The 13,279-nt window shown below is 41.1% G+C and carries 14 protein-coding genes and 1 tRNA gene; 6 read left to right on the top strand and 9 right to left on the bottom strand.

Going from position 1 to position 13,279, the window contains the following annotated elements; genetic code table 11:
* Positions 1 to 21 precede the first annotated feature (21 nt).
* The gene (locus IPJ86_02380) at positions 22 to 591 is read right to left on the bottom strand and encodes a hypothetical protein (protein ID MBK7886172.1); all 570 of its coding nucleotides are present in this window, start codon (positions 589 to 591) and stop codon (positions 22 to 24) included.
* A 315-nt stretch (positions 592 to 906) separates the two neighbouring features.
* Between IPJ86_02380 and IPJ86_02375 the strand changes: the two genes are divergently transcribed.
* Positions 907 to 2,364 (top strand): hypothetical protein, encoded by a 1,458-nt coding sequence (locus IPJ86_02375; protein ID MBK7886171.1) that lies wholly within the window; start codon positions 907 to 909, stop codon positions 2,362 to 2,364.
* Positions 2,365 to 2,418: 54 nt separating this feature from the next.
* Here IPJ86_02375 and IPJ86_02370 read toward each other — a convergent pair whose 3' ends face one another.
* Both IPJ86_02370 and IPJ86_02365 read right to left on the bottom strand, forming a co-directional pair.
* Positions 2,419 to 2,814, bottom strand: a complete 396-nt coding sequence (locus tag IPJ86_02370) for a response regulator (protein ID MBK7886170.1) — start codon at positions 2,812 to 2,814, stop codon at positions 2,419 to 2,421.
* Positions 2,815 to 2,836: 22 nt separating this feature from the next.
* Positions 2,837 to 2,912 (bottom strand) — tRNA-Phe (locus IPJ86_02365).
* A 132-nt stretch (positions 2,913 to 3,044) separates the two neighbouring features.
* Between IPJ86_02365 and IPJ86_02360 the strand changes: the two genes are divergently transcribed.
* The 5 genes from IPJ86_02360 to IPJ86_02340 all read left to right on the top strand — a co-directional run bounded on the left by IPJ86_02360 (position 3,045) and on the right by IPJ86_02340 (position 8,047).
* Entirely contained in the window at positions 3,045 to 3,779 is a 735-nt protein-coding gene (locus IPJ86_02360; GenBank protein ID MBK7886169.1) for a type III pantothenate kinase, read from the top strand.
* On the top strand, positions 3,763 to 5,034 hold the full coding sequence (locus IPJ86_02355) for a hypothetical protein (GenBank protein ID MBK7886168.1): 1,272 nt from the start codon (positions 3,763 to 3,765) through the stop codon (positions 5,032 to 5,034). Before IPJ86_02360 ends, IPJ86_02355 begins: the two co-directional genes overlap by 17 nt.
* Positions 5,000 to 5,608 carry an LPS export ABC transporter periplasmic protein LptC gene (gene lptC / locus IPJ86_02350; GenBank protein MBK7886167.1) on the top strand — a complete coding sequence of 203 codons (609 nt, stop codon included), beginning with the start codon at positions 5,000 to 5,002 and terminating at the stop codon, positions 5,606 to 5,608. The genes IPJ86_02355 and lptC overlap by 35 nt, the downstream gene beginning before the upstream one ends.
* A 6-nt stretch (positions 5,609 to 5,614) precedes the next feature.
* Positions 5,615 to 5,800, top strand: a complete 186-nt coding sequence (locus IPJ86_02345; protein MBK7886166.1) for a hypothetical protein — start codon at positions 5,615 to 5,617, stop codon at positions 5,798 to 5,800.
* Positions 5,801 to 5,956: 156 nt separating this feature from the next.
* Complete coding sequence (locus tag IPJ86_02340) at positions 5,957 to 8,047, top strand: SurA N-terminal domain-containing protein (protein ID MBK7886165.1); 2,091 nt, start codon at positions 5,957 to 5,959, stop codon at positions 8,045 to 8,047.
* 525 nt (positions 8,048 to 8,572) lie between these two features.
* Here IPJ86_02340 and murI read toward each other — a convergent pair.
* The 6 genes from murI to IPJ86_02310 all read right to left on the bottom strand — a co-directional run bounded on the left by murI (position 8,573) and on the right by IPJ86_02310 (position 13,277).
* Positions 8,573 to 9,394, bottom strand: coding sequence for a glutamate racemase (gene murI / locus IPJ86_02335; GenBank protein ID MBK7886164.1), 822 nt, complete (start codon positions 9,392 to 9,394; stop codon positions 8,573 to 8,575).
* Positions 9,395 to 9,554: 160 nt separating this feature from the next.
* Positions 9,555 to 10,067: an OmpH family outer membrane protein gene (locus IPJ86_02330; protein ID MBK7886163.1), complete on the bottom strand. Its 513-nt coding sequence runs from the start codon at positions 10,065 to 10,067 to the stop codon at positions 9,555 to 9,557.
* 38 nt (positions 10,068 to 10,105) lie between these two features.
* Positions 10,106 to 10,726, bottom strand: a complete 621-nt coding sequence (locus IPJ86_02325) for an OmpH family outer membrane protein (GenBank protein ID MBK7886162.1) — start codon at positions 10,724 to 10,726, stop codon at positions 10,106 to 10,108.
* A gap of 444 nt (positions 10,727 to 11,170) precedes the next feature.
* A complete protein-coding gene (locus tag IPJ86_02320) occupies positions 11,171 to 11,869 on the bottom strand; it encodes a cytochrome-c peroxidase (protein ID MBK7886161.1) in 699 nt (232 codons plus the stop codon).
* Positions 11,848 to 12,252: a cytochrome-c peroxidase gene (locus IPJ86_02315; protein MBK7886160.1), complete on the bottom strand. Its 405-nt coding sequence runs from the start codon at positions 12,250 to 12,252 to the stop codon at positions 11,848 to 11,850. The genes IPJ86_02320 and IPJ86_02315 overlap by 22 nt, the downstream gene beginning before the upstream one ends.
* Positions 12,249 to 13,277 carry a c-type cytochrome gene (locus tag IPJ86_02310; GenBank protein ID MBK7886159.1) on the bottom strand — a complete coding sequence of 343 codons (1,029 nt, stop codon included), beginning with the start codon at positions 13,275 to 13,277 and terminating at the stop codon, positions 12,249 to 12,251. Before IPJ86_02310 ends, IPJ86_02315 begins: the two co-directional genes overlap by 4 nt.
* Positions 13,278 to 13,279: the final 2 nt, after the last annotated feature.

Genomic DNA, 13,279 nt, shown 5'->3' with positions numbered 1-13,279 from the left:
TCACGTATAAAGGGACGTCGATTATTTGTTTTCTTCTTCGCCCTGTGCGTAGTTTTCGAAATTCGATGACTGGTTGATAACAGAACTAACAGAGCTGTATAATTGTGTACCTTCCTTGGTAATTTTCTTTACACGGTAGTAGGCAAATCCTGCAGGAGGTGTTTTGTCGATCCATGAATAGTAGAGTTCGATTTCCGATCCAATACCTTCTTTTACACCAACCGATTGAAATTCCTGACCGTTTCCGGAGCGTTCTATAACATATACGCAGTCTTCGCTTTCATTTTTTGACGTCCAGCTCACGAATACTTTACCGCTGTTGTAAACCGTATTGTAGTTGTGAATATTGACACCCGCCTGCTCATTCGCAGTGAACGGAGCACCCGGTGCGACCTGAGTTCCCTGTGCCATGGTGGTGCCTGCTGCAGCCATGAGGAGAATGAATACGATCGTCTCAATCAGGAAGAGATATTTAAACGTTGATCCTTTCTGTTCGTCACGATTGAAGTAACGCTTCGGTTTAGAGTACATCAGCATCCTGTTTTCACGGATGGTTTTGTAGAAGTCTTCTGTGTGTGCCTGGTGGTTCATTTTCAATTTATTTTTTGGTCATTGTCAATTTACGATCCTATATACGTGGGTAGAGGGGGTATTGGTTACATTCCTTCCATTTGTAAGGTTTTGGTCTTTTTTCACCGTTTTTAAAGGGAAATAGTAACCGGGGAAGGGGAATTGAAGTAGAAAGGACGTTCGTAATATTCTTGCGATCATGGACTGAATACGCAGTTTATGGAAAGAAGTTCCTACCCGGTTGAAATAATCAGAATAGAGAGACCCGGAAACCTTGTTGAAAGATCTGCGTATCAAGTGGCATAAAATACTCATCCAATTTAAGCAAGCTCAAGCATGGAAATCTTAAGTAAAACAATTAAGAAACTGACCGAAGATGAATACCAGCAACTGTTGCAGGAGGTGTCAGGGAAGAAGAAGAATAAGCCTTTTCTGGTGCTGGAAACTACACGGAATCGCGAAGTAGAAGATAGCGAGATGATGGATATCTTACAGGTGAACCCCAGCGCTTATTATACGCTGAAGTCCCGCCTGAATTCCAAAATCGCTTCTATACTCAGTAAGAAAGTGCAGAATCCGATACAAACGTTAATGGATGAGGTCTCCAGAGTACCGGCACACCTTTTTGGAAACAACCGCGAATTTTCGGTGAGAGCATTGCGTGAACTCGAGAAACAGCTAATAGAATATGACCTGAATGCAGAATTGATTTTAGTGTATAAAACACTTGCTCAATTGCATCTCTATTCAGAAGAGTACGATTCTTATGAGACCAAGTTTAACAAGCATGTCGCTTTTTCTCTCGCAGTGTCGAAGGCAGAAGGTGTCTTTTTCAGAATGATAAAGAAGTTAGGTGTTTATCAGTTGAATGGTCAGGAGTCCGATCTCGAAGAAGTGATCATGATGAAAAGGGAACTTAGCAATATTTGCGAGTTGTATGATTCCCATCGCCTCTATGTGCTTTATAATGTTGCCAGAATTTATTATTTATGTAATGTTCCTCATAAACTGGATGGACTGAAAGCTCGTGAGATTGAAATTGAAGCGGTCCTTCAAAAGATGACCAAGATTTTTGACAGCTATCCCATGGATACGTTTTATCAGAATATAAAATGTATTACGGATATGTTGTACTTTGAGTATTATGTGCGCACCGGAAATATTGTTCGTGCAGATTATTATCTCCAGCGCATCCATCAGCAGTTGCCGGAGATGACGGAGAAGCATATGATGAACTTTTTTGTGGTGCAATTCCTACGCTCTAAAATTGTAAAGTATCAAATCGATAGTAATATTGATCACCTGCAGTTTTATGCGGATAAGCTGGAGAAATATTGCGACTTTAATCAGGAGGAGGAATATCATTTTATTTGTGTGAAGCGTTATCTGGCTATCGTTCGTTTTTATCAACGCGACTTTCAGGGTGCTGCACGTAAGATTAATGAATTGCGCAATCAGATGTCGTTGAAGCAACATCTCTACACGGATATCGATTCAAAACTTTTTCAGGCCTTGCAATATTGCATTCTCGGTGATGATAGCCTTTGCATGCAAATTATCTCCAGTCTCAAGAGGCAAATCAGAGAACAGGATGCAGAGTTTGAGTCTGCCCGTTTTCTGATGAAATTGTTGAAGACCGCTTTGAAGCCTGCCGACTATCGTCGTAAAGTGAAGAAGATTGCAGAGATGTGGACAGAGTTTGAAGCATTGAATAGTGGTTCCTGCCCCGTGATCTCTTATGTAAAAGTGGATGAAAATATTATTCGCAGAATGAGCAATCCGATCAAGGATTAAATAGAATTATTTTTAAAAAAGGAAGCCCCGATGCATGCATCGGGGCTTCCTTTTTTAGAGGATGATGGCATCCAAATATTTTTCACTGAGCGGTTTGTTCACGTATTTAAATACATGCGAATTCGTGGAGGCCCGGTTGATGTCGTCAGGTGAAATCGAAGAGGATAAAACAACGATCTTACTCGTGTTTTTTATTTCATCCGACAACAATTCGAAATCCGTTAAAAATTCAAACCCATCTTTCACAGGCATATTCAAATCCAAAAAGATAATCTCAGGGTAATCGGCCTGCTGGTTCAGTCCGCGAAGGAAACCTAAGGGAGCATCAGCGGAATTTTTAACAATGACCTCTTTTGAAAAATGACTGGAGGTAATCATTCTTTCATTGATGAAGTTGTCGATCTCGTTGTCGTCGATCAGCAGGACCTTCCGAAAGCGAGTGGGTTTCATCTTGGTGGTTTTAAAATTTATTTGGTGGTGATGGGCGGAATCGAACCGTCGACACAAGGATTTTCAGTCCTTTGCTCTACCAACTGAGCTACATCACCGTGTTGGAGCCCGCAAAAGTAAGACATTTTTAGGAAAAACAAGTCGGGAATCAAAAGGTCTTCTCTTTCTGCTAAAGAAATTACAGATCAATTAAATAGCTTTTAAAATTTAATTAATCCTAATATTGCATCGTGAATCTGGTGCTCGATATTGGTAATTCTTCCATCAAGTATGGCGTATTTGATGGGGATCATCCCGTGAAAGTGGGTGTGCTCAATGAAATAGCAATAAATCAATTGCAATCAGATATCTCCGGGAAAAAAATCAAGAGGGTAATGATCTCTGCAGTAGCCCCTTTGCCTCCGTATCTGGAGAAACTTATTCAAGGTATAGAGGAGGTTTTTTATCTGGATGAAAAGATGCAAGTCCCTGTGAAGAATGGGTATGAAACACCTCAAACCCTGGGCCGGGACCGTCTCGCTAACGCTTGTGCAGCGCATGTTTTATTTCCGGGTCAGGATGTTCTTATTATAGATGCGGGTACCTGTTTGAAATTTGATTTTGTAAGCCATGATGGAATTTACTCAGGAGGTTCCATCTCCCCCGGCTTGAAAATGAGGTTCAAGGCATTAAATACTTTTACTGCCCGGTTGCCCTTGTTGGATCCTGTTTCCGCACCCGCTCTCACAGGTAAAAATACAACGGCCTCCATTCTTTCGGGCGTGGTTAATGGAATGGTGGCGGAAATCGAGGGCTTCATTCTGCAATACCGGGAACTTTATCCTCGTTTGGAACTAATATTAACCGGTGGCGACAGTGAATTCTTTTTAAATCAGCTCAAATCCCGCATCTTTGTTGCCCCGGTATTCACCTTGCAGGGTTTAAATGCGATTCTTCAGTTACAACACCATGATGAAAATAAGTAGGTTGATAGTCAGTATTCTAATGGTCTTTTTGATCCATCAGAGTTTTGGACAAACGAGTACCGTCTCCCCTTACTCCAGATTTGGACCGGGCGAATTGCTTTTTAATGGCTTTGCTCATCAACGTGGAATGGGTGGGACATCATTGGCGGAGAGTTATTTCGGCCGGCTTAATGTGTCGAATCCTGCCTCCTATGCCTATGATTCCTTGATGGTGTTTGAGTTTGGTGTAAGTGGCGAAAGACTCTGGTTAGATCAGGGTGCCATCAATAGTAAGAAGTACAATGCGAAACTGGAGTACCTCGTTCTCGGTATGCCGTTACTGCGGAATAAAATCGGACTCGTTTTCGGTATGCTGCCCTTTAGCGGAATTGGCTATTCTATCAAAACTTCTTCCTTTATCGATTCCTCCAATACCATCTCCACTACTTATGAAGGTACAGGAGGTTTAAATAAATATTTTCTGGGGACAGGCATAAAATTATCAAAGCAATTTTCGGTGGGAGTTAATGCTTCTTATCTCTTCGGATCAACCGAACAATCCAGGATAATCGAATTTACTGATACGGATTTCTTTGGAACCAGAGTGCTGGATAATACCTCTGTGGGAGATTTCCTTTTTGATTTTGGATTGCACTATAAAGCCCATCTGAAAAATAATTATACATTGGCCATAGGTGCTACTTTTTCTACTGCTCAACAGATGAAGGCGAAAAGATCCTTCCTTTGGGAAAATTACAGAACCAATGCGATCGGAATAGATTTTTCACGAGATACTGTTCAGTACATCGCAGAAGAAAAGGGTGAAATTGAATTGCCGATGTCATTTGGTATCGGTATACAAGTAGCGAAAGGTGAAAAATGGACCGTTCAATCCGATTTCAGGTTTCAGGAATGGAGTACGTATAAATCTTTCAGAGGAGAAGATAGTCTGGATAATAGTATGCGGGTTTCAATTGGTGGTCAATATGTGAATGATGCGAAAGGGACACGATTTATTGAAAGGATGCAATTCCGTGCCGGACTATTTTATAGTCAGTCGTATTTGAATTTACGTAATAATACTATTGAAGATAAAGGCATTAGCCTCGGCTTTGGCTTGCCTTTGAGAAAGGCATATCAGTCGATGATCAACATTGCTCTTGAAGCAGGGCAAAGAGGAACTACGGAGAGTACATTGATCCGGGAACGCTATGTTCGTGCCGTTATCGGTATTACCTTCAATGAAAATTGGTTCCAAAAAAGAAGATTTGATTAATCTGATCATGCGGACAAGTCGATTGTTTTTTAACAGAAGGAGTCTGGATTTCCTTTTTTTGTTAACTTTCGCTGGTGTTTTAAGTGCTTGTGAAAATGACCAGACAGAGATTAAACGTATTACAGAGCAAAAGAATGAGCCGGTAGAGCATATCAAGGGCCTTGAAACGCTCTATAGTGATTCGGGATTGGTACGCGTCAGAGTCAGGGCGCCCGAATTGAAGAAGATTGTTTCTCCACAGAATATCACGGAGATGCCTCAGGGGATACATATTGAATTCTTTGACCCGGAAATGAAAGTGGAATCCGAGTTAAAAGCGAAGTACGCGGTGCATTACGAGAATGAAAAAAGATGGGAAGCGAGGAAGGATGTAGTCGTGGTGAATAAAAAAGGAGAAATGCTGAATACAGAACTGCTGATCTGGAATGAAAGAAATGAAAAATTAACCAGTGATCAGCATGTTAAAATTACAACGGAAGATGAGATCATCTATGGGGACGGATTTGAAGCCAACCAGGATTTCAGTCTGTATAAAATATTTAATGTCAGAGGTCGCATTACAGTTAAAAAATAAGAAGCGATGTTGAGGGTGCTTGAACTTTCGTGGTTGGTCATTGTACTGCTTGGAGCTTCTCTCGGTACTTATAAACTTATTACTGAAACCCTCACTTCAGCACTGTGGTTTTTCATCTTTACCGGTGTGGCGATGGTCTTCTGGTTGATCAGAAGAAATCAGCGAATCCGAATGGAAAAAAGAGAAAAGTAAATCAGAAGGACCTTTTTGCCTATAGTGCTTTTCAAAATATTATCTAAAGAACTGATTTAAAATAAAATAGGATGTGGTTTTACTGCTCCAATTAGTTTTCACTTTGAAGAAAGCTTCGTATATTCGCACCCTCTAAATTCGAAAAATTATATTGTTATGGCAGTTATTGAGAAAATCAGGGGTAAGGCAGGTCTGTTGATCGGTATCGTTGGATTCAGTCTTGCGGCGTTTATCCTTGGAGACTTTTTCTCCACTCGGAATGGCTTTATGAGTGGAAGTGATTCTACCGTGGGCGAAATAAAAGGAAAAAAAATAAATATCATGGATTTTGAAGCCCGTGTGCAAACACAGGTGGATAATTACAAACTTCAGTCTTCTAACGAAACGGTGGATCAAAATACCATGGACCAACTCCGCGAGCAATCCTGGAATCAGTTGATCAATGAAATGGTGATGAATCCTCAGTTTGAAAAACTGGGACTGACATGTTCACCAAAAGAGTTGCTGGATATGGTGCAGGGAAAAAATCCTCATCAGCAAATCAAGCAAGCTTTTACCGATCCTAAAACCGGAATTTTTAATTCGGCCAATGTGGTCAATTTCCTGAAGAATATGGATAATGATGCAACAGGTAAAACACGTCAGCAATGGGTGCTATTTGAAAATGCTATCCGTGAAGAACGTATCCAGCAAAAATATTATAACCTGATAAAGCAAGGTCTTTTTGTGACAAAGGCAGAAGCGAAAGATGATTTCTTTGCAAAGAACAAAACTGCAAATGTGCGTTATGTGGCACTACCTTATACAAGTATTATTGATAGCACAATAGAAATCACTGATTCAGAACTGAAGACATTGTACAATGCAACGATGAAGAAGTACAAGCAGGAAGCTTCAACGAATATCGATTACGTGACTTTTGAAATTACGCCGAGCGATATGGATCGTCAGGCCGCTATGTTTGCCATTACGCAATTGACAGATACTTTCAGGACGTCAACGAATGATTCGGTTTTTGTGGTGCTGAATAGTGATGGTCCTTTTAATGCTTCTTACAATAAGAAAGGAAGTTTGCCTTTTAATATCGATTCTCTGATGTTTAGCGTTCCGGTGGGATTTGTCTTTGGTCCTTATGAGGAGAATGGTGCATTCCGTCTCGCTAAACTTTCAGCAGTGAAGATGATGCCGGATTCTGTGAAGGCTTCTCATATCTTGTTAAAAATTGAAGGTGCTAATAAGGATTCTGTTCTTGCCAGAGCTGATAGCATTAAGAATGCATTGAAAAGTGGCGCTGATTTTAAAACCTTATCGGATCAGTATTCAACAGATGAAGGTGCGAAGATGAAGGGGGGTGATCTGGGATGGTTTAGTCCGGGTATGATGGTGGCCGAATTTAATGATGCCTGCTTCCAGGGAAATAAGGGAGATTATACGGTTGTTCAAACACAATTCGGAGTGCATATCATCCATATCGTGGATCAGGGTAAGCAAAGTCGTCAGGTGCGTGTAGCTTATGTAGAAAAGAAAATTGAACCAAGTACCAAAACCTATCAGGCGGTATATGCAAAAGCCAATGAGTTCGCCGGGAAAAATTTAACTGCCGATGCTTTTGAAAAGGCTGTAACAGAACAGAAGCTGACCAAATTCTCTGAGCCGAATATCATGGAGACTGCCCGTCAGGTTGGTCCGCTGGAAGGATCACGCGAAATGGTGCGCTGGTCATTTACTGCAGAGTTGGGTGAAGTATCAAAAGCATTTGAATTTGGAAATCGTTTTGTCATTGCGAAATTGAATGATCGTCGTGAAAAAGGTTTTAGTACGATGGAGCAGGTGAAAGATCAGTTAACCGCTGAACTGCGCCGCGATAAAAAAGCAGCGATGCTGATGGAGAAGATGAAGAAAGGCGGAACCACGCTGGAGTCAATCGGTACTGCCGTGACACAACCGGTACAATCCGCAGCGTCTGTTTCTTTCGCTTCACCCATGCTTGCTAATAGCGGAATGGAGTCGTTTGTGGTAGGATACCTGATGGCAATGAAGCCCGGTCAAACATCAGCCCCTTTAAAAGGCCTGAATGGTGTGTATGTGGTGCAAGTGGAATCTTTTGCTGATGTCAAGGAACCTGCTGACCTGAAAGAGGCTACTAAGCAACTCCGCTCACAATTGCAGAACCGCAGCCAGTATGAGTCGTACAATGCCTTGCGCGAAAAAGCAGGAATTGTTGACAAACGCGCGAAGTTTTATTAAGAGAATGTAAATTGATTTTTCGGATAGCCCTGGGGTTAGATCGGAGATCAGTTATAAGATAATTAAAAAGCCGGATCCCAAGTCCGGCTTTTTTTATAATGGTAGCTGTACGATTTGGCAGAACTCAACTTGCACTTCTTCCTGCAAAACCCCTGTAGGGACGATATCTCTGTAAAGAAAGAGCTCCCCACTCAACTTACACTTCTTCCTGCAAAAGCCCTGTAGGGGCGATATCTCTGTAAAGAAGAGCTCCCCCTCTCGTAACAACTGCCATCACCCGACCGAAGGTCGGGTGATGGCAGTTAGATGGAGAAAGATGACATCCTTGCGTTACGGAGATGTCGCCCCAACAGAGCTTAAGTCAATGAAGGGGCAGCTACCTCGTGAAAGAAGCTAGTTACAGAGTAGCTCTTTAAGGGCTTGTTCAACAACGAAGAAGTGACTAAAGAGGCGACAATCAATTTTCACTAACAAAAAAAATCTCCCGATGTAGCTATTGTATTTCTTTTAAAAGTCCCGGTTCATTCACTTCCACAAATTCTTCTGTTCCAATTTAACCTTACCCTTGAAAAATATTTTTGTGCTCATTTCAAAAGAGGAGGTGAAATCTGAAATAAAGAATCGATGTTTTCCGGCTTTGCCCTGATGCAGCAATTGCTGTTCGTCGAGGACCCATTGTACATGGTGCGCTACTATTCTTGCCGAATCAAATATCTGGACACGACCTTTATAGTATTGTTCAATCTCCGGACGAATGAGCGGGTAATGGGTACATCCTAAAATAAGACTATCAATATTTTTTAATTTCGGGCGGGAGAGATAATCGTTAATGATGGTCTTCGAAATTTTATTGTTGAAGAAACCTTCTTCAATCATAGGAGCAAGCAGGGGGGTGGCCAGAGAGGATACACTAATTTTTTTAGATCGTGATTTTAATTTAGAGTCATATACTTCTGATTTTATCGTGGCCTTGGTGCCAATCACACCTACATGCTTAGTGGCGGTTTGCGCACTGACATAATCCACCACCGGATCAATTACATTTATTACAATCGCTTTGTTCCCAACATGTTTTTTTACAGTATCATAAGCCACGGATGAAATACTGTTACAGGCAATCACAATGGCTTTACAATTAAAACTCAACAGAAAATCACTGATCACCACTGACCATTTTCGAATAGCCTCCGGCGATTTATCACCATAGGGTAGGTGGGCCGTATCTCCAAAATAAATCAATGTTTCATTCGGCATGAGTTCATGAATGGCGTTGGCAACGGTGAGGCCGCCAATACCGGAATCAAAAATTCCCAGAGGACGGGAGGAAGGGTGAGCAGGACGAGGCATAGTCAAAAATAGAGAAATTCAGCTTGTCAGGGGTGGTGTAAGATTTCTTTTAGCAATGAAGTGAAGGGGAGAGAATGTAAAGCAGATTTTCAGGACTGGTTGGAAAAACAAAAAGGCTGCTTCCGGAAGAAACAGCCTTTTTAAGATTTATTTTTTCGAATTATTTCAATCCGAGTTTCCCTTTAACGAGAGGGAGCACATCGTCACCCTCCTGTGCAAACAGCAATGTTCCGGCGCTTGAGTCAAAGATATAAGAGAACTTATTGTCTTTCGCTACTGCATTAATTGCTTCTTCTGCCTTCTTCAAAATAGGAGTGTATAACTCTTCTTTTTTCTTTTGCATTGAGCTTTGAGCAGATTCCTGAAAGGATTGAATACGTTCTTCGAGGTCGCTGATCTCTTTCAATTTAGCATCTCGAATCGGATCAGCCATTGAACCTTCTTTTGATTTAAAGTCGGAGATTTTTCCCTGATATTCGGCGGTCATCGTTTTCAGCTGATTTTCGAGTGATGCTCCGAATTTTTGCAAGGAGGAATCAGCATTTTTTGTTTCAGGCATCAGACTCAATAATTGAGTAGAGTTGATATGTCCGAATTTGAGTGTGTTCTGCGCTTGTACCTGCACGGATAAGCCCAGCAGAATACCACAGAGGATGGCAAAGATTCTTGTCATGATAAATGGAATAGTTATTAGTTGATTAGTTGTTTTAATTATTTACGATCATCGGATCCGCCACCACCTGAAGGGGGAGGAGTATCACCTGAGCCACCGGGTTTAGTCGCACCGCCGCCATCTGTTTGTCCTTTGGTACCGGCTTTATAACCCATAGCTGCTAAAATATCATCGCTTTTGTCGTATTTGGGATTGGTGTATAACATCACCAGATCGCCTGACTTGTCAAAAATGACCGCATAGCCCTGATCGGTAGCAATTTTCTTTACGGCATTATAAATTTTATCCTGGATAGGTTTAATGAGTTCTTGTTTCTTCTTGAAGAGCTCCCCTTCATACCCGAATTTCTGTTTTTGAAATTCCTTTACTTCTTTTTCTTTATTGGTAATTTCCTGTTCGCGTTTACGACGCATTTCTTCAGTCAGCAGGATTTGCTCCGCCTGATAATCTTTATAGAGCTTATCGATAACACCATATTTGGCTTCGATATCTTTCTGCCAGGCCACACTCAATTGATCTAGTTGTTGCTGAGCGGCTTTATATTCAGAAATATTGTCAAGAATGTACTGCGAATCAATATAAGCGTACTTCTGAGCGAAAAGGGGCGAACCGATGAATAGTGTGGTTGCGAAGGTGAATGCTAGGATGAACTTCTTCATGTGTTGGGTTTTATCTGTCCCGCGTTTGCAAATTATCGTGCCAAATTTACCGATTTTATCGGAAGCAGCCAAATCGGGAACGTTATTATTATGAGGGTATAGCTATGTAAATCAGTGGTTTGAAAGAACATAGCGATAGAGAGTACTTCAAAACGCTGAATTCAGCAGTTTATTTCTTTAGGGATTCTTCATTTGTGGGGTGGAAGAAGCAAGGGTTAAAGGTGGAGGTAGGGTGTTACCAGTTGCCAGTTGCCGGTATTTCGCCACGACGTGGTGATGGAAGAATGTAGTTTTTATACGGAGATATCGCACCCTCCAGAGCTGGTAGGGTAGGTTGAAATAAGTTGTCTTGCAAAGAAGATCTCTACATACTATGACGATCACTACTGCAGCGACGCCATCTTGTGGCGAGAACCCTAAATCAAATAATAAACATTTTTTACGTTAAAAAGGACTTTTATATTCAGGGTTAGTCATCAGTTCCTGGTCGGTTAATGTTTTTAGAAAAGCAACTAAGGCCTGCTTATCAGAAGATGAAAGTTGCAAGCCATTGGGTAATTGCTGCAGAAAGGATGCATCAAGGGTTGTGGAGTTTGTGACCAGATTATAGTGATCTACGACTTGCTCTAATGTTTGAAATCTCCCGTCATGCATATAAGGTGCGGTAAGCTCCACATTTCGTAAGGAGGGTACTTTGAACTTTGCTCTGTCTGCCGGGAGATTGGTTACTTTTTCTCTGCCAATATCCGTTACACTCAAATCATCATCAATGCCGTTGTTCATATACTTGTCATTTTCAAAATTAGCACCACCATGGCAGTGTTTGCAGTCGGCACCGCTTGTAGAAGGAAAGCCCGGGTTGTATTCTGTAAAAAATAAATAGCGGCCCCGCTCTTCCTGAGCAGTTAATGTATAAGCCCCGGTCAGATAATCATCGTATTTGGAATGGTTGGAAACAATAGAATTCATAAATTGCTCTAACGCTTTTGAAATTAAAATGGTGTCGATCTGGGTGGTGCCAAATGCCTTTCGAAATTGGTTCGGGTAATTAGAACTTGATTGTAATTTATTGACAACATTGTTCAATGTTTCATCCATTTCTAAATTATCCTGAATTGGTTTTAAGGATTGGTGACGTAACAAATGTGCTCTGCCATCCCAAAAAATTCATTGGTATGCCAGGCCATATTGAATACCGACATGGCATTTCTTCCCCCCGGCAAATTGTTTACACCAATTGAAAATTGTGCAGTATCGTTAAAAGCAAATTGTTGCATATGACAACTGGCACAAGATTGTGTATTCGTGCGCGATAATTTTTTCTCATAAAATAACATTCTGCCCAATTTTACACCCTCCCGTGTTAAGGGATTGTCCTGTGCAATAGAAGGAGGAGGAAATGCACCTATATCTAATGTGTAAGGTGCATCAGGTGTTTCCGTGGATTCCGTGTCTTTTTTACAACTGTTTGCAGATAGAGCAATTGTTGTAATGATAAATACAATTACGAGTTTGGTATTTCTCATTTTTTGAAATCGTTGTTCTGAATGAAAGAAGGATCAGTTAATGAATTTAAAAAATTGACGAGGTCTTGCTTTTCCTGATTAGTAAGGGAGAGCGCAGTAATTAAATTACTTTTATTGACATGATTTTTACCACCTGAATTATAATGTTCTACTACATCTTCCAGCGTGGCCAAACTACCATCGTGCATATAGGGACCTGTGAGTGCAATATTGCGTAAAGTCGGCACCTTAAATTTTGCTCTGTCTTCCGGGAGATGGGTTAAACGCATTCGACCACTGTCGGCATAATTCAAATACAAGCCATTGTTTTCAAAAGCGTAATTGGTAAAGTTAAATCCACTATGGCATTGACTGCAATTCGTTTTATTACTTCTAAAAAGTTGGAGACCCCGCTGCTCACTGGTGCTGAGCGCATCGGATTTTCCGGCGTAATTAAATTCATCGTAACGACTATTGCCACTTATTAAACTCCTTTCAAAGGTGGCAATGGCCCGGGTAATAACATAGGGATCCATCGTTCTGCCATAGGCAATTTGTGCCTGTTGATTGTAACTGTTGTTTAATTTTAATTTATCCACTACATCAAGCATATTTGTATTAAACTCGTTATGCTCTTGTATGGGAACTAAAATTTGCATTTCCAATGTGCTGACTCCGCCGGCACGAGTAAAGTAAGGGTGATACGCCACATTAGCCAATGTAGGGGCATTGCTGGTACCCGGAGAATTGTTGTCGCCTAAACTGAATGCAACACTGTCACCGAATGCAAATTTCTGATGATGACAGGAAGCGCAACTTATGGTATTGTTTTTAGAAAGTTGAGTATCATAAAAGAGTCGTTTGCCTAACTCCCATCGCTCTTTAGTGAAGGTGTTGCTATCAGGGAAATCAATTAAGGGAAATCCTATTGGAATATTTATTATTTCCTGTTCTGCCAAAGGCGATGTGTCGTCTTTTTTGCAACCGATGAGTAGGGTGCAAAAGGAAATGACTAGGAGAAAAACCTTAACGACCGGGCTTTTCATTC

Source organism: Bacteroidota bacterium, from assembly GCA_016713925.1.
In the GTDB taxonomy this organism is placed as follows: domain Bacteria; phylum Bacteroidota; class Bacteroidia; order AKYH767-A; family OLB10; genus JAJTFW01.
Note: the sequence above shows the minus strand (reverse complement) of the source record. Positions and strands in the feature narration are given on the sequence as shown.